This is a genomic window from Mycobacterium sp. GA-0227b (assembly GCF_001499855.1).
In the GTDB taxonomy this organism is placed as follows: Bacteria; Actinomycetota; Actinomycetes; order Mycobacteriales; family Mycobacteriaceae; genus Mycobacterium.
In genome coordinates, this window is the sequence record NZ_LQIK01000033.1 from 93,315 (window position 1) to 117,877 (window position 24,563).

Annotated in this window: 27 protein-coding genes; 12 read left to right on the plus strand and 15 right to left on the minus strand. The window is 65.2% G+C overall.

Annotation, left to right across the window (positions count from 1 at the left end; genetic code table 11):
• Window positions 1-37: 37 nt before the first annotated feature.
• The 7 genes from AU185_RS22420 to AU185_RS22450 all read left to right on the plus strand — a co-directional run bounded on the left by AU185_RS22420 (window position 38) and on the right by AU185_RS22450 (window position 6,002).
• Window positions 38-883 (plus strand): alpha/beta hydrolase, encoded by an 846-nt coding sequence (locus AU185_RS22420; protein WP_059102100.1) that lies wholly within the window; start codon window positions 38-40, stop codon window positions 881-883.
• Window positions 883-1,701: an NAD(P)-dependent oxidoreductase gene (locus tag AU185_RS22425; protein ID WP_059101947.1), complete on the plus strand. Its 819-nt coding sequence runs from the start codon at window positions 883-885 to the stop codon at window positions 1,699-1,701. The genes AU185_RS22420 and AU185_RS22425 overlap by 1 nt, the downstream gene beginning before the upstream one ends.
• A complete protein-coding gene (locus AU185_RS22430; RefSeq protein WP_059101948.1) occupies window positions 1,698-2,489 on the plus strand; it encodes an NAD(P)-dependent oxidoreductase in 792 nt (263 codons plus the stop codon). The genes AU185_RS22425 and AU185_RS22430 overlap by 4 nt, the downstream gene beginning before the upstream one ends.
• 112 nt (window positions 2,490-2,601) lie before the next feature.
• Window positions 2,602-3,804, plus strand: a complete 1,203-nt coding sequence (locus AU185_RS22435) for a cytochrome P450 (RefSeq protein WP_059101949.1) — start codon at window positions 2,602-2,604, stop codon at window positions 3,802-3,804.
• Window positions 3,805-3,832: 28 nt separating this feature from the next.
• Window positions 3,833-4,033, plus strand: coding sequence for a ferredoxin (locus AU185_RS22440; RefSeq protein ID WP_059101950.1), 201 nt, complete (start codon window positions 3,833-3,835; stop codon window positions 4,031-4,033).
• Window positions 4,030-5,235 (plus strand): cytochrome P450, encoded by a 1,206-nt coding sequence (locus AU185_RS22445; protein ID WP_059101951.1) that lies wholly within the window; start codon window positions 4,030-4,032, stop codon window positions 5,233-5,235. The genes AU185_RS22440 and AU185_RS22445 overlap by 4 nt, the downstream gene beginning before the upstream one ends.
• Window positions 5,235-6,002: an alpha/beta fold hydrolase gene (locus AU185_RS22450; RefSeq protein ID WP_059102101.1), complete on the plus strand. Its 768-nt coding sequence runs from the start codon at window positions 5,235-5,237 to the stop codon at window positions 6,000-6,002. Before AU185_RS22445 ends, AU185_RS22450 begins: the two co-directional genes overlap by 1 nt.
• A gap of 98 nt (window positions 6,003-6,100) precedes the next feature.
• On the opposite strand, the gene AU185_RS22455 is transcribed toward AU185_RS22450, so the two are convergent.
• The 12 genes from AU185_RS22455 to AU185_RS22510 all read right to left on the minus strand — a co-directional run bounded on the left by AU185_RS22455 (window position 6,101) and on the right by AU185_RS22510 (window position 15,708).
• The gene (locus AU185_RS22455; protein ID WP_059101952.1) at window positions 6,101-6,388 is read right to left on the minus strand and encodes a DUF1330 domain-containing protein; all 288 of its coding nucleotides are present in this window, start codon (window positions 6,386-6,388) and stop codon (window positions 6,101-6,103) included.
• 17 nt (window positions 6,389-6,405) lie between these two features.
• Window positions 6,406-6,597 (minus strand): ferredoxin, encoded by a 192-nt coding sequence (locus AU185_RS22460; protein WP_059101953.1) that lies wholly within the window; start codon window positions 6,595-6,597, stop codon window positions 6,406-6,408.
• Complete coding sequence (locus AU185_RS22465) at window positions 6,594-7,892, minus strand: cytochrome P450 (protein ID WP_059101954.1); 1,299 nt, start codon at window positions 7,890-7,892, stop codon at window positions 6,594-6,596. Before AU185_RS22465 ends, AU185_RS22460 begins: the two co-directional genes overlap by 4 nt.
• A gap of 114 nt (window positions 7,893-8,006) precedes the next feature.
• Window positions 8,007-8,852 carry a TauD/TfdA dioxygenase family protein gene (locus AU185_RS22470; protein WP_059101955.1) on the minus strand — a complete coding sequence of 282 codons (846 nt, stop codon included), beginning with the start codon at window positions 8,850-8,852 and terminating at the stop codon, window positions 8,007-8,009.
• Window positions 8,853-8,871: 19 nt separating this feature from the next.
• The gene (locus AU185_RS22475; protein ID WP_059102102.1) at window positions 8,872-9,207 is read right to left on the minus strand and encodes a hypothetical protein; all 336 of its coding nucleotides are present in this window, start codon (window positions 9,205-9,207) and stop codon (window positions 8,872-8,874) included.
• 2 nt (window positions 9,208-9,209) lie between these two features.
• Window positions 9,210-10,469, minus strand: coding sequence for an aromatic ring-hydroxylating oxygenase subunit alpha (locus AU185_RS22480; RefSeq protein WP_059101956.1), 1,260 nt, complete (start codon window positions 10,467-10,469; stop codon window positions 9,210-9,212).
• A 30-nt stretch (window positions 10,470-10,499) separates the two neighbouring features.
• A complete protein-coding gene (locus tag AU185_RS22485; protein ID WP_059101957.1) occupies window positions 10,500-11,243 on the minus strand; it encodes an SDR family NAD(P)-dependent oxidoreductase in 744 nt (247 codons plus the stop codon).
• A gap of 25 nt (window positions 11,244-11,268) precedes the next feature.
• Window positions 11,269-12,288 (minus strand): ferredoxin--NADP reductase, encoded by a 1,020-nt coding sequence (locus AU185_RS22490; protein ID WP_059101958.1) that lies wholly within the window; start codon window positions 12,286-12,288, stop codon window positions 11,269-11,271.
• An 80-nt stretch (window positions 12,289-12,368) separates the two neighbouring features.
• Window positions 12,369-12,821: a MarR family winged helix-turn-helix transcriptional regulator gene (locus AU185_RS22495; RefSeq protein WP_059101959.1), complete on the minus strand. Its 453-nt coding sequence runs from the start codon at window positions 12,819-12,821 to the stop codon at window positions 12,369-12,371.
• A gap of 22 nt (window positions 12,822-12,843) precedes the next feature.
• A complete protein-coding gene (locus AU185_RS22500; RefSeq protein ID WP_059101960.1) occupies window positions 12,844-14,106 on the minus strand; it encodes a metal-dependent hydrolase family protein in 1,263 nt (420 codons plus the stop codon).
• Window positions 14,103-14,441 carry a hypothetical protein gene (locus AU185_RS22505; RefSeq protein WP_059101961.1) on the minus strand — a complete coding sequence of 113 codons (339 nt, stop codon included), beginning with the start codon at window positions 14,439-14,441 and terminating at the stop codon, window positions 14,103-14,105. Before AU185_RS22505 ends, AU185_RS22500 begins: the two co-directional genes overlap by 4 nt.
• A gap of 1 nt (window position 14,442) precedes the next feature.
• Window positions 14,443-15,708: an aromatic ring-hydroxylating oxygenase subunit alpha gene (locus tag AU185_RS22510; protein WP_059101962.1), complete on the minus strand. Its 1,266-nt coding sequence runs from the start codon at window positions 15,706-15,708 to the stop codon at window positions 14,443-14,445.
• A gap of 159 nt (window positions 15,709-15,867) precedes the next feature.
• On the opposite strand from AU185_RS22510, the gene AU185_RS22515 reads away from it, so the two are divergent.
• On the plus strand, window positions 15,868-17,328 hold the full coding sequence (locus AU185_RS22515; RefSeq protein WP_156425636.1) for an aldehyde dehydrogenase: 1,461 nt from the start codon (window positions 15,868-15,870) through the stop codon (window positions 17,326-17,328).
• A 30-nt stretch (window positions 17,329-17,358) separates the two neighbouring features.
• Here the strand turns inward: AU185_RS22515 and AU185_RS22520 are convergent, their stop codons facing one another.
• A complete protein-coding gene (locus tag AU185_RS22520) occupies window positions 17,359-17,961 on the minus strand; it encodes a TetR/AcrR family transcriptional regulator (protein WP_059101964.1) in 603 nt (200 codons plus the stop codon).
• 91 nt (window positions 17,962-18,052) lie between these two features.
• Here AU185_RS22520 and AU185_RS22525 point away from each other — a divergent pair, with 91 nt between their 5' ends.
• Window positions 18,053-19,219 (plus strand): spirocyclase AveC family protein, encoded by a 1,167-nt coding sequence (locus AU185_RS22525; RefSeq protein ID WP_059101965.1) that lies wholly within the window; start codon window positions 18,053-18,055, stop codon window positions 19,217-19,219.
• A 1-nt stretch (window position 19,220) separates the two neighbouring features.
• Here the strand turns inward: AU185_RS22525 and AU185_RS22530 are convergent, their stop codons facing one another.
• Window positions 19,221-19,823, minus strand: coding sequence for a TetR/AcrR family transcriptional regulator (locus tag AU185_RS22530; protein WP_059101966.1), 603 nt, complete (start codon window positions 19,821-19,823; stop codon window positions 19,221-19,223).
• 130 nt (window positions 19,824-19,953) lie between these two features.
• Here AU185_RS22530 and AU185_RS22535 point away from each other — a divergent pair, with 130 nt between their 5' ends.
• The 3 genes from AU185_RS22535 to AU185_RS22545 are packed head-to-tail and all read left to right on the plus strand — an operon-like array spanning window position 19,954 to window position 23,666.
• Window positions 19,954-21,117 carry a spirocyclase AveC family protein gene (locus tag AU185_RS22535; RefSeq protein ID WP_059101967.1) on the plus strand — a complete coding sequence of 388 codons (1,164 nt, stop codon included), beginning with the start codon at window positions 19,954-19,956 and terminating at the stop codon, window positions 21,115-21,117.
• Window positions 21,118-21,966, plus strand: a complete 849-nt coding sequence (locus tag AU185_RS22540) for a CbbQ/NirQ/NorQ/GpvN family protein (protein WP_059101968.1) — start codon at window positions 21,118-21,120, stop codon at window positions 21,964-21,966.
• Complete coding sequence (locus AU185_RS22545) at window positions 21,963-23,666, plus strand: VWA domain-containing protein (protein ID WP_082684035.1); 1,704 nt, start codon at window positions 21,963-21,965, stop codon at window positions 23,664-23,666. Before AU185_RS22540 ends, AU185_RS22545 begins: the two co-directional genes overlap by 4 nt.
• Before the next feature lie 69 nt (window positions 23,667-23,735).
• Here AU185_RS22545 and AU185_RS22550 read toward each other — a convergent pair whose 3' ends face one another.
• Window positions 23,736-24,482 (minus strand): alpha/beta fold hydrolase, encoded by a 747-nt coding sequence (locus AU185_RS22550; RefSeq protein ID WP_059102104.1) that lies wholly within the window; start codon window positions 24,480-24,482, stop codon window positions 23,736-23,738.
• Window positions 24,483-24,563 lie beyond the last annotated feature (81 nt).

Genomic DNA, 24,563 nt, shown 5'->3' on the forward strand with positions numbered 1-24,563 from the left:
TCCCCGCCCCCGCGTCGTCCTCGTCGACGGCGTGCCGATGTCGGGGCTCGTCGCCGCCGTCGACGAACCGAGGGCCGTGATCATCGCTTTTCACGGTGGAGCCAGCACCGCGGCGTATTTCGACTGCCCCGGCCATCCCCGGCTGTCGCTGCTTCGCATCGGCGCCGCGCTGGGGTTCACCGTCGTCGCGCTGGACCGACCGGGCTACGGGAGTTCGGCGCCGTATCCGGACGCGATGCAGCAACCGGACCAACGCGTCTCGCTGGCTTACGGCGCCGTCGAGAAGGTCCTCGCTGACGGTTCCCGCGGCGCCGGGCTGGTCCTGCTCGGCCACTCGGCCGGCTGCGAGCTGGCAGTGCGGATGACCGCAAGTGAAAATGCTGTCGATGCAGGCGTTCTCGGGCTCAGCTTGGCCGGTACCGGTCTGCGGTACAGCGATCACGCCGCCGAGATGATGAAGACCGCGACCGCCACCCGGCGACCGGTCGGGTTACGCGAACTGCTGTGGCGGCCCGCGCACCTTTATCCACCCGAGGTGCTCTCCGGCATGACCAACTCCTCCGGTGGCGCGCAGCACGAAGCGGAGACCACCAAAACCTGGCCGCGACAGGACTTCCCGGCGCTCGCGGCGCAGGTGAGCGTTCCGGTGCAGTTCGTCGTCGCCGAGCACGAACGGGTGTGGCGCACCGATCCCGACGCGCTGGCCGACATCGCCGCCGTCTTCACGGCCGCACCCAGGTTCGTGTTCGACGAGCAACGCAATGCCGGACACAACATGTCGTTGTCGGTCAGCGCTGCGGCATACCACCTGAAGGTCTTGTCGTTTGTCGAGGAATGTGTAGTCGCGCACTTGAGCGCAGAAACGAAGTTGGAGGCGGGTTGATGCGCGTCGGATTCATCGGGCTGGGCAGCCAGGGCGGTCCCATGGCACGCCGGATCGCCGAAGGCGGTTTCGAGACGACGCTGTGGGCCCGCCGGGAGGCCAGCTTGGAACCCTACAACGACACCCCCGCGAAGACGGCGAGCTCACCCGCCGAACTGGGCGCCGCCAGCGATCTGGTCTGCCTCTGCGTGGTCGGGGACGACGACGTCCGCGAGGTGCTCAACGGCGAGTCCGGCGTGCTCGCCGGCCTGGCCCCCGGCGGAATCGTCGCCATTCACAGCACCGTACATCCCGACACCTGCCGGGAGATCTCCAAAGCCGCTGCAGAGCAGGGAGTTTCGGTAATCGATGCGCCGGTCAGCGGTGGCGCTCCCGCCGTCGAGGAGGGCAAGCTGCTGGTCATGGTCGGCGGTGCGGAGGAGGACGTCGAACGCTGCCGTCCGGTGTTCGCCACCTATGCCGACCCGATCGTGCACCTCGGTCCGCTGGGCAGCGGACAGGTCACCAAGATCCTCAACAACCTGTTGTTCACCGCTAACCTCGGCGCAGCGTTGAGCACTCTGGATCTCGGTGAGTCGCTGGGCATCCCGCGGATGCGCCTCGCTGAGGTCCTCAACGGCGGATCGGCCACCAGCAAAGCGCTCGGCAGCATCTCCATGTTCGGCGGCACGGTGGAGGGCCTCGCCCCGATCGCAGGAGCGCTGCTGCAGAAAGACGTTCGGCACGCCGCCAACATCGCCGCCAGCGCGTCGGTGCCGGAGGGTTCGGTGTTCACCGTGGCCGACACCGCCCTGGAGTCGATGGACCATCCGCGGTGACCCGCGTCGGCTTCGTCGGGGCGGGCCGGATGGGCGCCCCGATGGTGCGCCGTCTCGTCGCAACCGGTCATGACGTCGCAGCTCTTGGCAGGACCGATGACAAGCGCGCTGCCGTGCGCGATCTCGGCGCGCGTCCGGTCGGCACCGCTACCGAAGCCGCCGACGCCGACGTGGTGATCGTGTGCGTTTTCACCGACGAGCAGGTGCAACAGATCTGCCTGCACGACGGGTTGGTGGCGGCGATGCCCCCGCGCGCCTCGCTCGTGATCCACACGACCGGAAGCCCCGCCACCGCACAGACCATCGCCGCGCAGTTCCCCGATGTCGACGTCGTCGACGCGCCGGTCAGCGGCGGCCCGCACAACATCGCCGCCGGCGAGGTGACCCTGTTCGTCGGCGGCTCCGATGAGGCGGTCACGCGGGTGCAACCGGTGGTTGGCGCCTACGGCGACCCGATCCTGCATGTCGGTCCGCTCGGCGCGGGCCAAGCCGTCAAGTTGATCAACAACGCGTTGTTCGCCGCGCAGATCGGTTTGCTCGCCGAATCCGTGACGCTGGGCGCTTCCCTCGGGGTGGACGAGACCAAACTGCTGGCGTCGATATCCCATGGCAGCGGGGCAAGCCGCGTCGGCGAGTTCATCTCCGCTCGCGGATCGGTGTCCGGGTTCGTAACCGATGTCGCCGAGTTCATCGGCAAGGACGTCGACGTGGTCCGCAAGACGGCGGCTGAGCTGGGCCGCGACCTGGGCTTACTCGACGACGTCATCAACGCCGGAATTCGACGATGAAGACAGCGATTCTCCCTACTCAAACCCTTCCCGTGGGGGATACTATTGACGTTACACAATTGCGCCCTCGCGTAACGGAAGCGGTCACCAGCCCACCGCGAAAGAGGAGATCATGACCAAGCCGAAACTCGTGTTCGACCCGTATTCGCAGGAGTACTTCGACGACCCGTATGAGATCTACGCCCGGATGCGCGACGAGACGCCGATCTACTACGACGAGGAGCAGGACTTCTACGCGCTGACGCGGCATGCGGACGTGGCGGCGGCACTCAAGGACCACGAATCGTTCTCATCGACCCGCGGATGCCACCTGAACATGATCAAGTCCGGCAAAGGGTTCCAGAAATCCATCATCTTCATGGATCCGCCCGAACACCGCTTCATGCGCAGCCTGCTCAACAAGGCGTTCACCCCTCGGGCGATCCAGGCGCAGCGCGACACCGTCGTCGAACTCGTCGAGCACTATCTGTCCAAGGTGGATCCCGACAACTTCGATGTGGTGCAGGACTTCTCCGGTCCGTTCCCCGTCGAGGTGATCACCCGGATGGCAGGGGTGCCCGAGGAGTTTCGCCAGCAGGTGCGGCACTGGATCGACAAGGGCCTGGAAGTCAAACCCGGACAGGTGGACCTGTCCGAAGAGAACATGCAGGCCAACATGGACGCGGGGGTCTACTACTTCGGCCTCGTGCAGGAGCGCCGGCAGGACCCCCAGGACGACATGATCAGCCGCCTGATCGCCGCCGAGGTTCCCGGCGAGAACGGCGAAATGCGCAAACTCGACGACATCGAGATCACCGGCTTCGTCGCACTACTCGGCGGCGCGGGCGCCGAAACCGTCACCAAGTTGGTCGGCAGCGCCGTGGTGGAATTCGCGCGGCATCCCGAGCAGTGGCAGATGCTGCTCGACGACCGAAGCCTGGTACCTGCTGCCGTCGAAGAGTTGCTGCGCTACGTGGGCCCGGTGCAGTACAACGTGCGCTATACCCTCCGGGAAGCCGAAGTGCCCAGCGGCACGATTCCCGCGCACAAGCCCGTGTTCCTGATGAAAGCGGCCGCCAACCGTGACCCCCGCGCGTTCGACGACGGCGAGACGTTCGACATCACCCGTGACCGCACGCAGGCGCAGAACCTGGGCCTGGGCTACGGCATCCACAGTTGCCTCGGTGCCGCGCTGGCCCGGTTGGAGACCACCATCGCGCTCGAGCACCTGCTCGATTTCATGCCGCGCTACGAGGTCGATTTCGACGGCCTGCAACGCGTGCACATGCAGAACGTCGCCGGGTACCACCACGTCCCCGTGAAGGTGTTGACGTGACCGCTTGGGTGAGGAGGAGGGCGCTTCTGTGACTCAGAAGATCGTCGTCGACTTCGGGCTCTGTGAAAGCAACGGGGTGTGCATGGGCATCATCCCCGAGGTGTTCGACCTCGATGACCAGGACTACCTTCATGTACTACAGGAAGAAGTGACGCCGGAGAACGAGCAGCAGGTCCGAGAAGCCGTGCGCCAGTGCCCGCGGCAGGCGATCTCGATCGAAGACGAATGACGACAACCGAACTCGTCTTCGACCCGTTCTCCGAGGCGTTCTTCAACGGACCCTGGGAGATCTACCGCCGCCTGCGAGAGGAGGCGCCGGTCTACTACAACGCGGAGCACGACTTCTACGCGCTGTCCCGGCACGAGGATGTGGCCGCGGCGTACAAGGACTTCCAGACGTACTCGTCGGCGTACGGCCTCGACCTCGCGACGGTGCGGTCCGAGGAACCGATGGCCGCGAAGATGATCATCGTCATGGACCCGCCCGAACACCGGCAGATGCGCAGCCTGGTCAACAAGGTGTTCACCCCCCGAGCCATCCAGGCGCTGAAACCCATGGTCTCCGAGACCATCGAGCGGTACTTGTCGCGGGTCGATCCCGACCGCTTCGACGTCGTCAAGGATTTCTCGGCGCTCTTCCCGGTCGAAGTGATCTCCCAGATGCTCGGTGTACCAGAGGAATACCGCCAGCAGGTCGGCGAATGGGTGGACATCTCGCTGCGTCGCGAACCCGGCCAGATCGAGATGTCCGAGGAGGGTCTACAGGCCGTCGGCCAGTTGATGGGCCTGTACTACGACCTGATTCAACAGCGACGGGCCGAACCGCGCGACGACATGTTCAGCCGCCTGATCACCGCGGAGATCGAGCGGGAGGACGGCCAGAAGCAGCAGCTCGACGACTTCGAGATCGCCGGCTTCGCCACCCTTCTCGGTGGCGCGGGCGCCGAAACCGTCACCAAACTTGTCGGCAACGCCGCGGTGACGTTCGCGCGCAACCCCGACCAGTGGCGCAAGCTGCTAGACGACCGCAGCAAGGTTCCGGCCGCGGTGGAAGAGTTGCTGCGTTACGAGGCGCCCAACCAGTACAACGTGCGGCGCTCCATGCGGGAAGTGCACCTGCACGGGGTGACGATCCCGGCCGGCAAACCGGTGTTCCTGCTTGCCGGTTCGGCCAACCGGGACCCCGAGGCATTCACCGACGCCGACACGTTCGACATCGACCGCGATCGCACCGAGGCGCAGAACCTCGGGTTCGGCTACGGCGTGCACAGCTGTCTGGGTGCGGCGCTGGCCCGCATGGAGAGTGCCATCGCGCTGGAGAAGCTTCTGGACTTCATGCCGCGCTACGAGGTGCTGTTCGACGAGTGCCGGCGGGTGGCGGCGCAGAACGTCGCCGGCTGGTCGAGTGTGCCGGTGCGAGTGCTGCACTGATGCGTTTCGTGTTCGTGCACGGCGGTTTTCACGCCGCCTGGTGCTGGGAACACACGATCGCCGAGTTGCATCAGATGGGCCACGACGCGGTGGCCGTCGACCTGCCCGGCCACGGCGCGCGCACCGAGCAGGAGTCGACGCTGGCCAACCGGCGCGACGCGATCGTGTCGGTCATGCAACCCGGTGACGTGCTCGTCGGGCACTCCGGCGGCGGGTTCGACGCCACCCTGGCCGCGGACGCCCGCCCGGATCTGGTCAGCCACATCGTCTACCTGGCGGCGGCGCTACCCCGCGAGGGCCGCACCTATCCCGAGGCGATGGCGATGCGGGACTCAAGCGATATCAAAGACGGCGAGTTCGATGCCGACGTCGGAGAGATGTTGAGCTATCTGAAGTTCGACGACGACGGTGCGATGTGGTTCGCCGATTTCGACGGCGCGTGGCAGTACTTCTATCACGACTGCGACGAGGCCACCGCGCGCTGGGCGTTCGACCGCCTCGGCCCGGAGCGGTTCGGCGACACCACGGTGACGCCGGTGTCGGTGCCGTCGTTCTGGGCCGCCGAGTTGCCCCGCAGCTTCATCCGCTGTATGCAGGACCGCTCGATGCCACGCTGGCTGGCCGATACCGTGACACACCGCCTCGGCGTCGAGCAGTTGACGATCGACGCGTCGCACTCGCCGTTCCTCAGCAAGCCGCGTGAGCTCGCCGGGCTATTGGTGCACGCCACCACCACGTCACCGAGCGGCCCGCTGGTGCCCCACTGACCCAGCTGATCACCGCCGCTCACCGCTGCGCCGAGATCGACGTTTTGGCGGGTTTCACTCGGACTTTCCCGCCAGAACGTCGGTTTGGGCGATAGAAATCAGCCGAGGCCGTGCAAGATGACCCCGTTGCAGTCCGCGGCGGCCTGGCGTAACTTGGCGGCCTCCTGATAGGTGTCGGAGTTGTACCACTCGCGGGCCGCCTCTTCCGACTCGAACTCCAGCAACACGGTCTGCGTACCGTGCCACTCGCCCTCGAGCAGCTCGGGCTTCTGGTCGAACGACAGCAGCGTGGAGCCGGCCATCGCCTTGCCGGCCAGCTTGGCGTACTCGGCCATGCCTGCTGGGTCCTTCACGTCCTCGGTGATGAGGATGTACGCCTTGGGCACTGAAAACTCCTTCGTGGTCAATCGATTTCGCGGATCGCTTGCTCGGGGCAGTTCTGGATGGCATCGCGGGCGGCATCCTCCAGGCCGACAGGCACGTCGCCCGGATCGGCGACCGCCCAGCCGTCGTCGGTCATCTCGAACACCTCGGGACACAATGTCAGGCACATGCCGTGGCCCGCACAGCGGTCCTCGTCGACGGTGACCTTCATCGGGCACCACCGTCGACGAGATCGAACTCCAGGTGCAGTTCGGTCAGGCCTCGCAGGATGTATGTCGGGATGTAGGAGTAGCGGCGCGAACCGGCAGGGCCGTGGTGCTTTTCGCTGATCCGGATATCGGTCGTACGGTCCAGCAATCGCTCCAGCCCGACACGCGTTTCGGCGCGGGCCAGCGGCGCTCCCGGGCAGCTGTGGATGCCGCGACCGAACGCCAGATGCTGTCGGGCGTTCTTACGTTCGGGATCGAACCTGTCGGGATCCTCGAAGCGGCGCGGGTCGCGGTTGGCGGCCCCGTTGATCACCATCACCGTGCAGCCGGCGCCGAGCGACTGCTCGCCGATGTTCGTCGGCACCCGCGACAGCCGGAAGTCGCCCTTGACGGGGCTTTCGATGCGCAGGCACTCCTCGATGAAGTTCGGCAGCAGGCTGCGGTCCTCGCGCAACTTGCGCTGGATGTCGGGATTGTCGCCCATCACCTTCAGCGCCGTCGACAACAGCCGCACCGTGGTCTCCTGCCCGGCGGAGAACACGTTGGTCGCCACCCGCACGACGTCGGCCACCTCGGGCATCGTCCCGTCGGGGAACGTGGCCGTCGCCAGGCCGGTCAGCACGTCCTCACGTGGCTCACGACGACGATCCTCGACGTACTCGGCGAACACCTCGTACAGGTATTCCAGTGGCGTCTTGGTGAGCGTCTTCTCGGCGTTGCCGAGCCCGCCGCCGTGGGTGCCGCGCGCGAGCCGCTCGAGCAGTTCGGGGCGGTCCTCGTCGGGGACGCCGAGCAGATCGGCGATGACGCGCAACGTGAACGGCCCGGCGAAGCCCTTGATGAACTCGCCCTCACCCGGCGCCAGGAACTCGTCGAGGATGTCGTCGGCCAGCTGCCACATCGCATCCTCGTTCTCCTTGAGGCGCTTGGGCGTGATCAGCCGCATCAGCAGGGCGCGGTGATTGGTGTGCGTCGGCGGGTCCAGCGTCGGCAACTGGTCGCTGAACGGGATCTCGTCGCGGTGCTGGTTGATCAGCTCCGTGATGTCGTCGTCCTGCAAGCCGTCGAGCGCGACCGGAAAACCGGGGAACGGGCCCGTCACCGAGATACACGACGAGAACGTCTCGGCGTCGTTGTAGACATCGACGGCCTCTTGCCAGCCCGTCACCATCGTCACGCCGTAGTGGTCCTCCCGGCTGACCGGGCACTTGTCGCGAAGTGCCGCGTAGAACGGGTACGGGTCGTCGGTCAGACGGCCGTCCCGGAAGAAGTCGACCGAGGTGAGGTCCTCCGTCATTGGCCCTCCGTTTCGACGATCTCAGCAGGCGAGAACGTGATTCTCATATCGGGGTATCAGATTTCCATACGGCAATGCCGTCGTCAACGACCGGTGCTGTGCAACCGCTCAGCACTATTGGATCGGCTCGTCGCCGAGCACCGTCGTGCGCAGCATTTCGCGCGGCGAATCGGGGTCGTACGGCGCCGCGCGGTGCAGGACACCGTTGTTGTCCCAGATGACCGTGTCGCCGACGGACCACCGGTGGCTGTAGACGAGGTCAGGCCGGGTGGCACGGTCGAGCAGGTCGGCGAGCAAGGCTCGGCCCTCGTCGAGATCCATGCCGACGACGTAGTCCGCCGAAGCGCCCAACACCAGCGATTTGCGACCGCTGCGGTGGGTCCACACCAGCGGATGCTCGTGGGTGGGACGCGAACGCCACTTGGCCACCAGCTCCGGCGACGGATCCGGCGTGACCCGGCGCTGCGACGCCTCGAGCGAATGAACCACCCGCAGCGCTCCGAAGCGCTCCTTCTCCTCGTCACTGAACGCCTCGTACGCCGCATACGAGTTGGCGAACTCCGTCTCACCACCGCGCTCGGCCACCTGTTTGGCGGAAAGCACGGTCGCCTTCTGCGGGCACTCGCCGTTGGTCGGAGTGCAACCGTCGATATGCCAGTCGAACGTGGCGCGCAGGTACGCCGCGGACGAGTTCTTCGACTTGTCCAGCGTCACCGGATAGATGCCGGCCACCGGATGGTGGCCATCGGACGAGTGGTCGATGTCGCCGAGTCGCCGGCAGAACGCCACCTGTGCCTGCGGTGTCAGGCCGAGACCCGGAAACACGAGCGCGCCGTTGTCTTCCAGGGCGTCGAGGACGGCGGCGCCCAGCGCATCGTCTCCTGCCAGGGCGTCGGAATCCAGGCCGAGCACCTCGGCGCCGACTGATGCGGTGAGCTTGTTGATCGTCAGCACAGTCATGGTCGTCCCGTCCTGGTCATCACGGCACCGGCGCGCTGACGCGGTGCATCTCGGCGTCAGCGGAGTCGATGGGTTTCTGCGTACCGAAGATCTCGACGGCCATCGAGACCATGATCATCGAGTAGACGAGATGCAACAGGTTCAGCGCGTCGTCGGGGACATCGTCGAGCGGAAACTTGTCGCAGTAGTCGATTGCCTCCTCGAAGCGGGGCGAGAACGCGTCGTAGAACTTCCGCATCTCCTGCATGGGTGTGCTCAGCCGCGCTTCCCATCGCTCCGGTTCCGTTGCCAGACACCACTTCTCGGCAAACGGCTCGAACTCGGCGAATGCGCTGGGCAGTCGGGTCTGCGGCATGGTCACACCCCCACCGGACTGCGCTCGGCCTTGTACTCCTCGACCCACTTGACGGCCTCGTGGTGCAGATGTCGCACGAGGATCTCCTGATCACTGAGCGGAAAATCGTCGACCACGTCATACTCCAACGCCGCCTGCGTTCCGCCGAGCATCCCGGCGTCCTGTAGCGCGAACTCCTTGAGCACGACCGAGGCAACCTCGTGTTCGATGCGCTCACGCACGTTGCGCGCCGGGTGAAAAGCGTTGTACGCCTCGAACTTGTGGGTGTTGTGCGACGTCGGCCAGTACCGGTACAGCAGGTACCAACCGTGGTAGATGAGGATCTCCAGATTCGGGAAGATCTGAAAGTTGGAGATGCCCCACGGTTCGATCCCACCCGGGTTCAGACCGGCCGACTGGTGGGTCTCCGGTGTCCGCCATGGGCCGACAAGACCACTGCGAGTGACCCTTTCGACCGGGTACATGTACTCGGGATCGAGCAGCCACCGCCGGGTGCCCGCCGTGGACACCAGGCGATGCGGCCCGTCGATCTGAAAGTGTCCGCACTCGAACGTCGCATTCGGTTGACGCACCGCACTGGGCACCTGCTGTGAGTGCAGCGACGGTACGTGGTAGTACTCCTGGAACGCGTCGGCGAAAATCTTCCAGTTGCTGTTGTTGTGCGCTTCGAATTCGTAGCGCTCGGTCATCAGGTCGAACGGGTAGTCATCGAGCGCGGTGATCATCGGCCCGAGGAACTCGCGCAGGCTCCACCGAGGTTCGGGATCGAAGTTGATGAAGACGAAGCCGTTCCACACGTCGCAGTGCACCGGCTTCAACCCGTACCGCGAAGTGTCCAGGCCGAAGAACTCCCCCTCCTGCTGGACGAAGGTGAGATCACCCTTGAGGTCGTAGCGCCATCCGTGGTACTTGCAGGTGAACTGGCGGCAGGTGCCCTTGACCTCCTCATTGGGATAGTCGTTCCACACCAGTTTGTTGCCACGGTGCCGACAGACGTTGTAGAAGGCGCGGATCTGCTGGTCCTTGCCCCTGACGACGATCACCGACGTGCGGGCGGCGTCGATCTCCTTGGTGAAGTAGCTGCCGACCCGCGGCACATCCTCTACCCGGCCGACATTGAGCCAGGCCCGCTTGAAAACCGCTTCACATTCCAGTTCGTAGAACTCGGGAGAGATGGAATCGCGGAACGAGATCGGCCCGGTACCCAGATCCGGATAGTGCTCAGTCCAGCTGCCCTCCGCCGGCTTAGGCCACTTTCCCATGCGAACCTCCCTGTCGTGGTTGAACTCTCATCACATCACCGACCCGCCGTTGACGCCCAGGGTCTGACCGGTGATGAAGCCGGCCTCCTCGGAGCACAGGAACCCGACGGCGGCGGCGATGTCCTCGCCGGTGCCGAGATGACCGAGCGGAACGCTCGCGGCCATCTGCTCGTTGGGCGGAAGGTGGCCGGCGGCCTGGGACTGGTGTTGCATCGGCGTCTCGATGGCTGACGGTGGAATGTTGTTGACGGTGATGCCCGCCGGACCGTATTCGCGGGCAAGCGATCTGGTCAGCGACAGCAATGCACCCTTGGACGCGGCGTAGTGGGCCATGCCAGGTGAACCGCGCTGGGCGCTCGACGACGAGATCATCACGATGCGGCCCCAACCCGCGTCGAGCATGTCGGGCACCGCCACCTGGCAGCAGTGAAACGTTCCGGTGAGGTTCACATCGACCAGCCGTTGCCAGGCCTGCACGGTGATCTCGGTGAACGGCGCGAAGTCCACCGCGCCGGCGCTGGTGACCAGGATGTGCACCGGTCCCAACTCGGTTCGCACCTTGGCGAAGGCATCCTCCACCGCTTGGCGGTCGCTGACATCGGCCGCGACGCCGAGCGCCGGGAAGCCTTGTGCGCGCAGATCTTCGGCGACTCGTTGCGCCGCGTCACCGTTGAGGTCGAGCACCGCGACCTTGTGTCCCCGCCTGCCGAGCTCGTGGCAGGTTGCCTCCCCCATGCCCGACGCGCCGCCCGTCACCACCGCGACCCGTGTCATCGCCTCCGCCTCATCTTCAGCACCCCTACTCGTAGATCACGTGGACTGTTCGGCTGGTCGGCAGGGACTGGCACGTCAGCACCCATCCCTCGGCCACTTCGTCGTCATCGAGCGCATCGTTGTTCAGCATCCGGGCGCTGCCCGACTCGATCCGCGCCATACATGTTCCGCAGGAACCGGTTTCGCAGGATGACGGCGCCCGCAGCCCCGCGATGCGGGCCGTCTGCAGCAACGTGTTACCCGCCCGGTAGGGCGCGGTGACGGTCTTGCGGTCCAGCTCGATGACCACTTCCTCGGTCTGTTCGGTGGCTTCGACGACGTCAACGGGCGGCGGCGCGACCTCGAACCGCTCGAGATGCAACCTGTCACGCGGAACCCCTGCCTCGAGAAGCGTCGCTTCCACGGTGTCCATGAACGGTCCGGGACCGCAGATGTAGTACTCGACGTCGCGACCGGAATCGACGAACGCCTCGACCGCGGCGCGCTGGACCACCCCGGACTCCTCGTCGAAGTGATGGGTCACGGCCAATCGGTCGGAATTGTCATCGGCGAGGGCACTCAGCGACTCGCCGAAGATCACCGAGTCACGGCTTCGGTTGGCGTAGAACAGCTTGACGCGTCGGTCGGTGCTCACCAGCGCGAAACCGATCAGCGAGAAGATGGGGGTGATACCGCTGCCGCCCGCGAAGGCCACGATGTCGCGCTCGGCCTCGCCCAGGACGAAGCGGCCCTCCGGCGGCGCGGCGTGAATCTCGTCGCCGGCGGATGCGGTGTCGTTGAGATAGTTGGAGACCAGCCCTCCGGGGTCACGCTTGACGGTGATCTGCAGGTCTTCGCCGTTGTGGGGCGACGACGACATCGAGTAGCAGCGCCGGTGATCGTCCCCGGCGACTTTCACCCGCAGGGTCAGGAACTGGCCGGCCCTGTACCGGAACCGCTGCGAACAATCGGCGGGCACGTCGAGCACCAGCGACACCGCATCACTGGTTTCGCGCACCACCCGCTTGATGCGCAGTGGCGCGAATTCGACGGCTTGTTCCGACATCACCCATAGAGTATCAAGTACTTGTGATTGGTTTCAAGGAGTAGCTCGTAGCCGGATCGGCTTCGGAAATGGCTGAGCCGCTAGTCGCCGATGTGGTCGTCGACCAGCGTGTGCCCGGTGCCCTTCTCGACCACGCGCGCCAACAGGTCACGCAACGTCTGCTGCTCTTCCGGGGTGAGCACGCCGAACACCGCCTCGTGCGCGGCGATCGCGTCGCTGACGACCGCGGTGGCGACCTTGCGCCCCTCCTCGGTCAGGTAGGCCTTCAGAATTCGCGCGTGCTGCGGGTCGGGTTTGCGCTCGACGAACCCGCGCTGCTCGAGCGCCTTCATCGCGAGCTGCACACCCTGCGGCGTGATCAACAGCCGACGCGCGAGCTCGGCTCCCGACAGCCCCGGCTCGTTCGTGAGCTGGCGCAGCACACCGATCTGCGCGGTGCTGACGCCGTGTTGGCTGACTGCGTCGTTGACTGCGGTGAGCGAGAAGTACCACGCCTGCTTGAGATGCCACAGGATGTTGTCGCCGAGCTCCATACCCAGTTCTGGGTTTGTCTCCCTAGCCACGGCCCTCACCCCCGTCGTGCTTGTAGATCTGTCCGTCCTTCATCACGAACCGAACGTCCAGCGTGGTCGCGATGTCGGCGGACGGATCGCCCGGCACGGCGATGATGTCGGCGAGATATCCCGGTGCGAGAAGGCCCAATTCGTCGTCGGCCTCGATCAACTCGGCGCTGGTAACCGTCGCGGCCCGGATCGCCTGCATCGGGGTCATGCCGCGCTCGACCAACGCGCAGAGTTCCTTGGCGTTCTGCCCGTGCGGTATCGCGGGTGCGTCTGTGCCACAGGCGATGCGCACACCCGCAGCGATGGCCTTGGGCAGCATGGCCTGCGCCTGGGGGAAGACCACTTCGGCTTTCTTGCGCAGCTCCGGAGCGATGCGGTCGATCGCCATCGCCTGGGTCAGGTAGGTGGTCGAGACCAGGAATGTCCGGGTGTCGGCCATCAGCTGAATGGTTTCGTCGCTGGCGAGAAAGCCGTGTTCGATGCAGTCGATACCGGCCCTGATGCAGGCGCGAACCGCGCTGTCGCCCACCGCATGCGCGGCGACCCGTACCCCGGCGCGGTGAGCCTCGTCGGCGATCGCGGCGAACTCGTCGTCGGAGTACTGCTGCGCGCCGGGCGCGGTGCTGTGCGACATCACGCCGCCCGACGCCGATACCTTGATGAGTTTGGCACCGTGCCGTACCTGATAGCGCACGCAAGCGCGGACGTCGTCGACGCCGTTGGCGATGCCCTCGGCCACCGACAGCGGCATGATCCCCGGTGCGAGTCGCTGGAACACGGTCGGATCGAGATGCCCGCCGTACGGCGTCACGGCGTGGCCGGCCGGATAGATTCGAGGGCCGACGTGCCACCCCTGGTCGATTGCGCGCATCAGGGCGACGTCGAGCAGGTAGCCGCCGGTCTTGACCATCAGGCCGAGGTTGCGCACCGTGGTGAAACCTGCCTCGAGGGTGGTGCGGGCGTTCACCGCACCGCGCAGGGTGCGATACGCCGGATCGTCTTGTACGCCGTGCATCGGGCTGGGCAATCCCTCGGGACCGCCGGGCCCGCCGATGAGCAGGTTGAGCTCCATGTCCATCAGGCCGGGCAGCAGCGTGACATCGCCCAGCTCGACGATCGTCGAATTCGGCGGCGGTTCAGGCGGATTCACCGCAGAGATGCGGTTGCCCTCGACGACCACCACGGCCGGTGAGCGCACCTCGCCGGCTTCGACATCGGCCCAGCGCGCGGCGCGCAGGACGGTGGGGCTGGTCACGGAACGGGTTCGGACACGCAGTCCAGCGTCGTGGCGCCCGAGTCGGGCACCTTCGGTTGCTTCCAGCACTCGACCGGGAAAGACGCTTGGATCATCGAGTACAGCAGGTGCATCAGGTTGAGTACGTCCTCGGGCATGTCGTCGAGCGAGAACTTGTCGCAATAAGCGATGGCCTCCTCTGCTCGCGCGGTGATGGCGTCATAGAAGGCCTGCAACTCCTGCATGGTGCTGGCCAGTCGCTTGGCGTACCGCTCCGCCTCGGTCGGCAGGCACCAGTCGGAAAACTGTTCCAGGTCGGCGAATTCGGGCGGCAGCTTGGCCGTCGTGGTCGTCATGTCACACCGCCGCCGTCTTGCGCTGGAAGTCCTCGACCCAGGCCGCGGTTTCCTTGTGCAGGTGGCGAATCAGCACCTCCTGATCGCACAGCAGGAACTCGTCGATGACCCGCGACTCGACCATGCTCTGCGTCGCCTCCAGCGTGTTCGCGTCCTGGAGGCCGTATTCCTTGAACGACACCGCAGCGAGTTCCTGGGCGATTCGCTCGCGAGGCGTCCTCGCCTGAGGGAAGTACACCGTGCCCTCGAAGAGGTGCGTGTTGTGTGACGTGGGCCAGTAGTGATACGTCAAATACCAGCCTTGGCCCCAGAACAGGATTACGAAATTGGGGAACAGCTGGAAGGAGTCCAGCCCCCACGGATCGCATTTGGCCGGATTGAGTCCGACGGGCATCTCCCCCAGATCCGGTTTGTCCCAGGGCCCGAACAGGCCGCTCTGGCAGATGTCCTCGATCGGCTTGCGCATCTCGTCGGCCATCTCCCACGCCCGGATACCCGAGGTGCTGACCAACCGATGCGGCCCCTCGATGCGATAGTGCGGCGCCTCGAAACCCGCCTCCGCAGCGGCCTTCGAGTACGCGGTGGGTGACTGGTTCGCATGCAGTACGGGTGCGTGATAGAACTCCTGGAACGCGTCCATGTAGAGCTTCCAGTTGGCTTTTACTTCGGAGCGGTAGTAGAACCGCGAGGTCATCTTGTCGAACGGATAGCCCTCGAGATCGGTGATCATCGGACCGAGGAACTCACGCAGTGACTGCTCGGGCTGCTTGGCGAAGTTGACGAAGATGAAGCCTTCCCACACCTCGCAGTGGACCGGCACCAAACCGTAGCGGCTCTTGTCGAGGTCGAAGAACTCGCCCTCCTGCTGAACGAAAGTCAGGTTGCCGTCGAGGTCGTAGCGCCATGCGTGGTACTTGCAGGTGAACTGCCTGCACACACCGCTGGTCTCCTCCAGCGGCATGTCGTTCCACACCAGCTTGTTGCCGCGATGGCGGCAGATGTTGTGATACGCCTTGATCTCGCCCGAGGTCGTACGGACCACGATGATCGACGTGTTCACCACCTTGAGCTCTTTGGTGAAGTAGCTGCCTTTGCGTGGAACCTGCTCGGCGCGACCGACATTGAGCCAGGCCCGCTTGAAGACGGCTTGACGCTCGATCTCATAGAACTCGGGGCTGATCGAGTCCTCGTAGGAGACCGGCTCCGTTCCCAGCTGCGGGTAGTGCTCTGTCCAACTGCCTTCCGGGGGTTTGGGAAAGCGAGCCATCGGCTTCTCCTGTCATTGCTTTTTCGGCATTCGGCGGGAGCCTGATTAACCGACGATATATCCTGAACGAGGCAATCACAAGTAGTTGATATTGGTCCATGAGTCGGTGCCGAAGGGAGTCGGGCAGGTGCATTCGGATGAGCTGTTCATCGGTGGCTCATCGGTGGCAGATGGTTGCAGGCGAGCACCGGACAGCGCATCCAAGTCGTCTCCCCTCACACCGAGGAACCTGTGGCGAAGGTGGCTGCTGCCGGCCCCGAGCATGTCGACAACGCGGTGGCGGCCGCGCGATCGGCGATCGACTCCGGTCCGTGGCCGCGACTGGACCCCGCCGAACGCATCGCTGTCGTGCGGCGACTGGCCGCCCTCTACGACGAACGTCGCGCCGAGATGGCCGAGGTGATCACGTCGGAGATCGGCGCGCCGATCAGCTTCGCGCAGCGGGCCCAGGTCGGGTTGCCCGCGATGATGATGACCGCGTTCTGCAATCTGGCCGACGGCTATCCGTGGCGTGAGGTACGCCCGGGAATGTACGGCGCGGACATCCACATCCGCCGTGAGCCGGTCGGCGTCGTCGCCGCCGTCGTGCCGTGGAACATGCCGCAGTTCCTGATCGTCACGAAGCTGATCCCCGCGCTGCTCGCCGGCTGCAGCGTGGTTCTCAAGCCGGCTCCGGAGTCACCGCTCAATGCGCTGCTGTTGGCCGAGATGATCGCCGAGTCCGACCTGCCGCCGGGCGTGGTGAGCGTGCTGCCCGGCGACGGATCGATCGGCGAGTATCTGGTGAGACACCCTGGGGTGGACAAGGTTTCGTTCACCGGGTCGACGGCCGCGGGCCGGACCGTCGCCGCAGCATGTGCGGCCGACCTGAAGCGCGTCAGCCTCGAACTCGGCGGCAAGTCCGCCGCGATCGTGCTCGACGACGCCGACCCCGCCACCGTTGCCACCGGCGTGCGGTCGGCCAGCCTGAGCAACAGCGGCCAGATCTGCAATGCGCTCACCCGCATCCTGGTCCCCAGCGGCCGGGCCGACGAATTCACCGATGCGCTGGCCGCCGAGATGGCGCCCCTGGTGGTCGGCGATCCGACTGATGCCGCCACGCAGGTCGGCCCTCTGGTGGCACAACGCCAGCAGGAACGGGTGCGCGGCTACATCGACGCCGGGCGCGCTGAGGGCGCGCGCCTCGTCACCGGTGGCACCGCGATGCCCGACGGCGTCGACAAGGGGTGGTACGTACGGCCCACCCTGTTCGCCGACGCGACGAATTCGATGCGCATCGCCCGCGAGGAGATCTTCGGCCCGGTGCTGACGGTCATCCCTTACTCCGACGAGGACGAGGCGGTCGCGATCGCCAACGACTCCGACTACGGCCTCGCGGGGTCGGTGTTCACCGAGGACACCGAACGCGGCCTCGACGTCGCCGCCCGTATCCACACCGGCACCTTCGGCGTCAACCAGGGTTACACGATGGACCCGTTCGCGCCCTTCGGTGGGGTAAAGGGCAGCGGCTACGGCCGCGAACTCGGTCGCGAGGGCATCGACGGCTACACCGAGACCAAGTCGATCTCCGTTGCGGCGAAAAAGGATACGGCCGCAGCAGCCGCGGGCAAGGGAGCGTGACGGCACTTCAGACGCGGCGGGCCGGCAGGCTCACGGCAACTTGATCGCCGACACGTACATCTCGATGACCGGCCGGTAGAGGTCGACGTCGTCGAGTTCGCTACCGAGCACGACCGAGTCACTGGTCGCCACGAGTATCTGCGCAAAAGTCAACGGCGGAATCAGCAACGCTCCGCCGAGCCTGTCGATGCCGTCGACGATGAATCTCGCGAGCGCCTCGACGACCTCCGACCTCTTGTCGGCCACCCGCGCGCGGATGTCGGGGTTGCGTAGGAGGTATAGCGAAAACTCGTGGCCCAGCGCGGCGTGCTCGGCACCGCGGTCACGGCTGAGTTGGCGCCAGCGCGCCGCGATCTCGTCGAGCTCGCGTGACCCTATCTGCTCCGCCGAGGACATCACGTCGGCGAAATTGTCGAAATAGCGGCGCCAGTACCGGTCGCTCACCGCCAGGAAAAGGTCCTCCTTCGTGGCGAAGTGCTTGTAGATGGCGCCCTTGGTGTAGCCGGCAGCGTGCGCGATGTCGTCGAGAGTCGCTGGAGCAAAACCCTTTTCGGCAAACACGTCCTCGGCGGCGTCGAGGAGTAATGAGCGCGTGTGCTCGAGACGTCGCTCCCGTGTCCACCGCTCGACCATGAAAAAATTCTGCCACAGATTCTGAGAATCTTATTGGCTACCAAGATACTGGTTGGTATCTTTCGACGAACGCAGACATCCAGGAGGCGTCATGAGCGATCTGTCGGACAAGAAGCCCGCCGTGACCGAGTCGGCCACGAAGGTCGTCGACCTCGGAACCTCGACCCAACGGCCGAGCAACGTCGTCCGAATCTGGGCCGTCTTCGGCGGCGCCATCCTGCTGCTGCAGTTGTACGTGTGGACCAGGTGGATCACCGGGCCCTATTTCGAACGGGTGCCCGCCGGCCCCTCCGATCCACCGCTGTACATGAAGATCCCGCTCATCTTGAACATGGTCGTCGTCTGCGTGGGTTTCCCGATCGCGGTGTGGTGGTTCATCATCCGGCCTTGGATGCGCGAACGCAGAATTACCCTCGACGGCATCCTCCTGGTTTCCATGGGACTCATGTTCTTCCAGGATCCGTTCCTGAACTACATCAACACCTGGTGCACCTACAACAGTTGGCTGCCGAACTTCGGCGCGTGGACCCCGTACGTGCCCGGATGGGTCTCACCCGACGAGCCGGGCCGGATGGTGCCGGAACCCATTTTCACGAACTCACCCGGTTACGCCGCCGGTGTTCTCATGCTGACCATCCTCGGATGCTGGGTCATGCGCAAGATCAAAAACCGCTGGCCAAACATCAGCAATCTGCGGCTGATCCTCGTCACCTATCTGGCGGCGTTCTTACTCGATTTCGTCATGGAAGGCCTTATTCTGCTGCCCACCGGGCTGTACTCATATCCCGGTGCCATTCGGGAGCTGTCATTCAACGCAGGCACCTACTACCAGTGGCCTGTCTATGAGGGCATGATGTGGGCCGGCGTCCAGACGGCCATGTGCTGTCTGCGCTTCTTCACCGACGACCGTGGCCGCACTGTTGTCGAGCGCGGATTGGACCATGTGCGAGGCGGTTTCGTCGCGCAACAACTGACCCGCTTTCTGGCGATTTTCGCCGCGATCAGCGCTTGCTTCTTCTTCTTCTTCAACCTTCCGATCCAATTCTTCGCCTTGCACCCTGACCCCTGGCCCGAGGACACCCAGAAGCGCTCCTACTTCATGAACGGCCTCTGCGGCGAGGGCTCCGATGTGCCATGCCCCAATCCGGTGCTGCCGTTCCCGACGCGAGAGTCGGGCTTCATCAACACCGAGGGTGAGCTCGTCCTACCGGAAGGCGCGCAGATTCCCGAACCCGTCCCCTTCGAACGAGGGGAATGAGTCAACCCATCTTGACGGCGGACACGTACATCTCGACCATGGCCGGGTAAAGGTCGATGTCGTCGAGGTGGCTGCCCAACTCGATGGCGTCCGTCGTGGCGATGATGATGTGCGCGAACGTCGTCGCAGGGATCAACAGGGTCGCGCCCAGACTGTCGATGCCCTCGACGATGTAGCGGGCGAGCTGGTCGACGACCTCAGAACGCTTGGCGGCCACCCGTTCCCGCGCCTCCGGATTGCGCAGCAGGTACAGGTTGAACTCCAGGCCCAGTGCCGCGTGTTCGGCGCCGCGGTCGCGGCTCAGCTGGCGCCAGCGCTCGGCGATGTCTTCGAGTTCGCGTGCTCCGATGTGATCCGCCGACGACATCACCTCGGCGAAATTGTCGAAATACCGGCGCCAGTACCGGTCGCTGGCGGCCAGGAAGAGGTCTTCCTTGGTGGCGAAGTATTTGTAGATGGCGCCTTTGGAGTATCCGGCCGCCTTGGCGATGTCATCGAGAGTTGCTGGTATGAAGCCTCTTTCAGCGAACACCTGCTCTGCGGCATTCAGCAGCAACGAGCGCGTGCGCTCGAGGCGCCGCTCCCGCGTCCAACGCTCAACCATGCCGCCATCTTGCCACAATTTTTGACTCCTTGGTCATTCAGATACTGACTGGTATATTTTCGGCGCATCAGCCACTGCCGGGAGGAGCGCTGAGGTCCATGCGAGCGACAGATGCAGAGGAGACGGTGCGGTGAGCGATCTTTCAAGCAAGAACACGCCCGTTCTCACCGAATCGTTGAGCCAGGCGGCGCTTGCCACGCAGCCTCAATCGAAGATCCCTGCGGTGAAGATCTGGGCCACCGTCGGCGGCCTGATTCTCGCCTTCCAGCTGTTCGTGTGGGGCAAATGGGTGACCGGGCCCCACTTCGAACGGGTCCCCGCGGGGCCGACCGATCCGCCGACGTTCATGAAGGCGATTTTGTTCACCTGGACCGCCGTGATCGTGATCGGCATGCCAATTGCCATCTGGTGGTTCCTCATTCGGCCGTGGCGTCGGGAGCGGCGGATCACCCTCGACGGCATGTTGTTCGTGTCCTGCGGCCTGCTGTGGTTCCAAGACCCGCTGTTGAACTACTTCAACACGTGGAGCACCTACAACACCTGGATGTGGAACATGGGCTCCTGGGTCCAGGACATTCCGGGTTGGGTGTCGTACGGGGAACCGGGCGCCATGATGGCCGAGCCCATCCTGATGAACGCCCCGGGCTACTTCTTCGTCCTGCTGTGCACCATGCTCGGCTGCTGGGTCATGCGCCTGGCCAAGAAGCGGTTCCCCAACATGAATACATTGGGCCTGATCGGCGTGGTGATCGCCTGGACCTTCGTCTTCGACTTCGTCATCGAGGGTCTGTTCCTCATGCCGATGGGGCTGTTCACCTATCCCGGCGCCATTCAGGCGCTGTCGGTCAATGCCGGCACCTACTACCAGTGGCCGCTCTATGAGGGGCTCATGTGGGGCGGTGTCCAGGCGGGCCTCTGCTGCTTGCGCTACTTCACCGACGACCGTGGCCGCACGTTCGTCGAGCGGGGACTCGACCGCGTGCGAGGGGGTTTCGTCCGGCAGCAGCTCACCCGCTTCCTGGCGATCTTCGCCGCCTGCAGCGCCTTCTTCTTCGTGTTCTACAACATTCCGGCACAGTTCTTCGCCATGCACCAGGATCCCTGGCCGGAGGACATCCTGAAGCGTTCGTACTTCCTGATGGGCATCTGCGGTGAAGACACCGATCGGCCGTGCCCCGACCCGGCGTTGCCGATGCCGCTGACGAATTCCGGGTACATCAACCACGAAGGTGAACTCGTCCTCCCTGAGGGCGTGGAGCTCCCCGAGAACGTTCCGCTCGAGCGAGGAGAGTAAATGCACAACAGCACATCCGCGGTCGTCACCCCCGTTTCGAACGCACCGTTCTACCGTCCGGTCGGCGACGAGGTGGAGGTCTTCCGCGCGGCGGCCCGCCGAGGGTTGCCGGTGCTGTTGAAGGGCCCTACCGGTTGCGGGAAAACACGATTCGTGGAGGCGATGGCACATGCGCTGGGCCGGGATCTGATCACCGTTGCCGGTCACGAGGACATGACGTCGGCGGACCTGGTCGGCCGATTCCTGTTGAAGGGCGGTGAGACGGTCTGGGTGGACGGGCCGTTGACCCGCGCCGTGCGCGAGGGCGCCATCTTCTATCTGGACGAGGTGGTCGAGGCGCGCCAGGACACCACCGTGGTCATCCATCCGCTCGCCGATCACCGCCGTGAGCTCCCCGTCGACCGGCTCGGCACGACGCTGCAGGCGGCGCCCGGATTCCAGCTGGTGATCTCCTACAACCCCGGATACCAGAGCGTTCTGAAGAACCTCAAGGAGTCGACCCGCCAGCGGTTCATCGCCATCGAACTCGGCTACCCGTCCCCCGAGGTCGAGACGGAGGTGGTGGCGTATGAAGCCGGGGTCGACACCGAGACCGCGCGGGCGTTGGTCAAACTTGCCTACGCCATCCGAACCCTGGATGGCTCACCGCTGCGCGAAGTAGCCTCCACCCGCATGCTGATTCTCGCCGGCGGCCTCGCGGCAGAGGGGCTCAACCTGCGCAGCGCCGTCCACGCGGCTGTCGTCGAGGTGCTGTCCGACGACCACGACGTCATCCGTGCCCTCGATGAACTCGTCAATTCTGTTCTGCCTCGGAGCCGCAGCGGCGGCGACATTCAACCTCGGACGTGACCGCCATTTCGGACAACCCCGACCGGTTCCGATTCCTCGCCACCTACATCGCCGGCCGGTCTATCGACGTCACCGAGGCGCCGGCGGGCCAGCCTGCGCACACGAACGGACAGTTCATCTTCGTCTCCGCCGGCGGTTCGGTCGAGGGGCAGCGCCGCGAAATGCTGGTTCAGGCCGCCCTTCTCGGCGCGGGCAGCCTTGATCCACGATTGGTGAAGGGATTGCGGGCGCGGGCTACGGTGGCGCGCCGCTACCTGGAACTCGAGGGCCGCCGGGTTCTCACCGAACTCGCCCGACAGATTCCGCTCGATGGCGCGCTCCTCCCCGACGGCGAACCCAGCACTGCGACCGCCGACGAGTCACTCGAAGTGGCCAAGAGCCGCGCCGAAGTTGCCGACCCACCGGAGTGGTTCGGCGTCATCAAACCGTCGCGCCTGTTGGGATCTTCAGCTGGCCCCGGCGGGCATGCCACCAACAAGGACCTGCAACTGCAGTTCGACCCCATCGACATGCCGGAGTCGGAGGACGACGACGAAGACGACGACGACGACGGGCCCTCTGACGAGAGCAAGATCCTCAAACTGTTTCAGACTCCACTGTTCAACAACCAAGCGGTGTCGGACTACTTCCGAAAGATGTTCGGCGGTAAGCGTTCCGACAGCGAGTCCGCCGCGGGCGCCGAGATGACGGTTCGCTCCATCCGGCGGGTGCAGGAGATCGGACCGAATGCCCGACCCCTGCCCACCCGGATCCAGTTCACCGACGATGGCAAGCCGGGCGCTGCCTTAGGCGTGGGCGGCGCGCTGTATCCGGAGTGGGACGTCTTCAACGACCGCTACAAGCCCGACTGGTGCCGCGTCATCGACTTTCCGCTGACCGTCTCCGCCGACGTCTCCGACGCCGGGGTCGCGCACGACGACGTGCTGCGTCGGCGCCTGGCCCGCGTCGGACTCGGCCCGAAGGTTCTTCGCGGCCGCGCCGATGGAGACGACCTCGACATCGAGGCGCTCATCGATCTTTTCGTCGATCTGCAATCCGGCTTCTCCTCGCCCGAGCACGTCTACCTGGAGCGGCGCAAACTCGCACGCAACCTCGGCGTGCTCATCCTGATCGACGCCTCCGGGTCCGCCGTCGACGCCGATCCGGAGGGCCTCGCGGTGCACGACCACCAGCGACGGGCGGCCGCCACCCTGGCCGTCACCCTCGAAGAACTCGGTGACCGCGTCGCCGTCTACGCGTTCCGTTCACAGGGCCGCCACGCCGTGCACTTGCCCGCCATCAAGACGTTCGACCAGAGTTTCGGCGCCGTCGGCCGGGCCCGCCTCAACCAGCTCGAGCCGGCGAGCTACACCCGCCTCGGCGCCGGAATCCGCGGGGCGGGCGAGGTTCTCAAGAACGAGGCCGGCACGCCGAACCGGCTGCTGCTCGTGCTGTCGGACGGCTTTCCCTACGACGACGGCTACGAAGGTCGTTACGCGGAAGCCGACGCCCACAAGGCCCTCGAAGAATTGCGAACCGAGGGCGTTGCCTGCCTGTGCCTGTCGCTGGGTACTTCCACCGAAACCGATGTGCTCGAACGCGTCTTCGGTTCCGCCAGCTTCGCCAGCGCCGCGACCCTGGCCGAGCTGAGCCCGCAGATGGACGAGTTGTTCATGTCGGCGCTCGCGGAACTTGCCGCGCCGAAACCAGCGCGGGTGTAGTTCGGCGCCGAACGCACGCTCCACGTCCGTTTTCGGCGCTTTTTCGTACCTGGACCGTGCACCCGGCGGCTAGTCCAGCGAGCTCCAGAACCGATTCAACGCAGCTGCCCCGCGGGCCGGGTCCTCCACCATCCACCAATGTCCCAGCCCGTCGAGCACCTCGGTCCGCGCGCCCGCTCGACCGGCGGCGCGGCGGCGCATCTCGTCGGATCCGACGTAGGGATCCTCGGTGGCCAACAGCGACAGTCCTGGGCGGGCGGCGGCATTCTCGAGTGCCCGCCCCGCATCGGCCAGGGCCGGCTGACGTGCCGAGCGGTATAACGCCAGGATCGCCTTGGCCATCTCGGGACCCTGCTCTGCGGCGAACGATTTCGCGACGTCAGCGGGTATGCCGAAATCGGTCAGTTGTTGCGCCCGATCCTCCACCGAAGACACGATCATCGCCTCGACCACCTGCTCGCCTGCCTCGGAAGTCTGGAACACCTGCGCCATGTCGTGCCATACATATTCCGGGTCGAACAAGCCGACGGTGTCGCTGGCCCAGCTACGGACGAGATCGGGTTGCTGCATCACGGCGTTCACCACATGACATCCGCCCCAGTCGTGTCCGACGAGTTCGACCGGCCCGTTGATTGTTCGCAGCTCGTCGATGAGCCAGTCGCGGTAGGCGGAAAACGTTGCCGAGAAGGCGCTGGGCAACGGGGCGCCGAATCCCGGCGGCGACAACCGCACCACATCCCGCCGTCCGAGCGCTTCGACGAGCGGCCCCCAGACCGCGTCGGTCTCCGGATTGCCATGCACCAGAACCACAGTCACGGTCACCATCCTCGCATGTCATCCGACGATCAATTGTGAATCTGGCGACGCAAATCGCCTCTCGAGCGTCGTCAGATTCAC

Excerpts from the sequence above, each read along its gene's own strand:
- AU185_RS22420 (WP_059102100.1), top strand. The coding sequence starts at position 38 with ATGTCGGGGCTCGTCGCCGCCGTCGACGAACCGAGGGCCGTGATCATC.
- AU185_RS22425 (WP_059101947.1), top strand. The coding sequence starts at position 883 with ATGCGCGTCGGATTCATCGGGCTGGGCAGCCAGGGCGGTCCCATGGCA.
- AU185_RS22435 (WP_059101949.1), top strand. The coding sequence starts at position 2,602 with ATGACCAAGCCGAAACTCGTGTTCGACCCGTATTCGCAGGAGTACTTC.
- AU185_RS22445 (WP_059101951.1), top strand. The coding sequence starts at position 4,030 with ATGACGACAACCGAACTCGTCTTCGACCCGTTCTCCGAGGCGTTCTTC.
- AU185_RS22450 (WP_059102101.1), top strand. The coding sequence starts at position 5,235 with ATGCGTTTCGTGTTCGTGCACGGCGGTTTTCACGCCGCCTGGTGCTGG.
- AU185_RS22460 (WP_059101953.1), bottom strand. The coding sequence starts at position 6,597 with ATGAAGGTCACCGTCGACGAGGACCGCTGTGCGGGCCACGGCATGTGC.
- AU185_RS22465 (WP_059101954.1), bottom strand. The coding sequence starts at position 7,892 with ATGACGGAGGACCTCACCTCGGTCGACTTCTTCCGGGACGGCCGTCTG.
- AU185_RS22470 (WP_059101955.1), bottom strand. The coding sequence starts at position 8,852 with ATGACTGTGCTGACGATCAACAAGCTCACCGCATCAGTCGGCGCCGAG.
- AU185_RS22475 (WP_059102102.1), bottom strand. The coding sequence starts at position 9,207 with ATGCCGCAGACCCGACTGCCCAGCGCATTCGCCGAGTTCGAGCCGTTT.
- AU185_RS22480 (WP_059101956.1), bottom strand. The coding sequence starts at position 10,469 with ATGGGAAAGTGGCCTAAGCCGGCGGAGGGCAGCTGGACTGAGCACTAT.
- AU185_RS22485 (WP_059101957.1), bottom strand. The coding sequence starts at position 11,243 with ATGACACGGGTCGCGGTGGTGACGGGCGGCGCGTCGGGCATGGGGGAG.
- AU185_RS22490 (WP_059101958.1), bottom strand. The coding sequence starts at position 12,288 with ATGTCGGAACAAGCCGTCGAATTCGCGCCACTGCGCATCAAGCGGGTG.
- AU185_RS22495 (WP_059101959.1), bottom strand. The coding sequence starts at position 12,821 with ATGGAGCTCGGCGACAACATCCTGTGGCATCTCAAGCAGGCGTGGTAC.
- AU185_RS22505 (WP_059101961.1), bottom strand. The coding sequence starts at position 14,441 with ATGACGACCACGACGGCCAAGCTGCCGCCCGAATTCGCCGACCTGGAA.
- AU185_RS22510 (WP_059101962.1), bottom strand. The coding sequence starts at position 15,708 with ATGGCTCGCTTTCCCAAACCCCCGGAAGGCAGTTGGACAGAGCACTAC.
- AU185_RS22520 (WP_059101964.1), bottom strand. The coding sequence starts at position 17,961 with ATGGTCGAGCGGTGGACACGGGAGCGACGTCTCGAGCACACGCGCTCA.
- AU185_RS22525 (WP_059101965.1), top strand. The coding sequence starts at position 18,053 with ATGAGCGATCTGTCGGACAAGAAGCCCGCCGTGACCGAGTCGGCCACG.
- AU185_RS22530 (WP_059101966.1), bottom strand. The coding sequence starts at position 19,823 with ATGGTTGAGCGTTGGACGCGGGAGCGGCGCCTCGAGCGCACGCGCTCG.
- AU185_RS22540 (WP_059101968.1), top strand. The coding sequence starts at position 21,118 with ATGCACAACAGCACATCCGCGGTCGTCACCCCCGTTTCGAACGCACCG.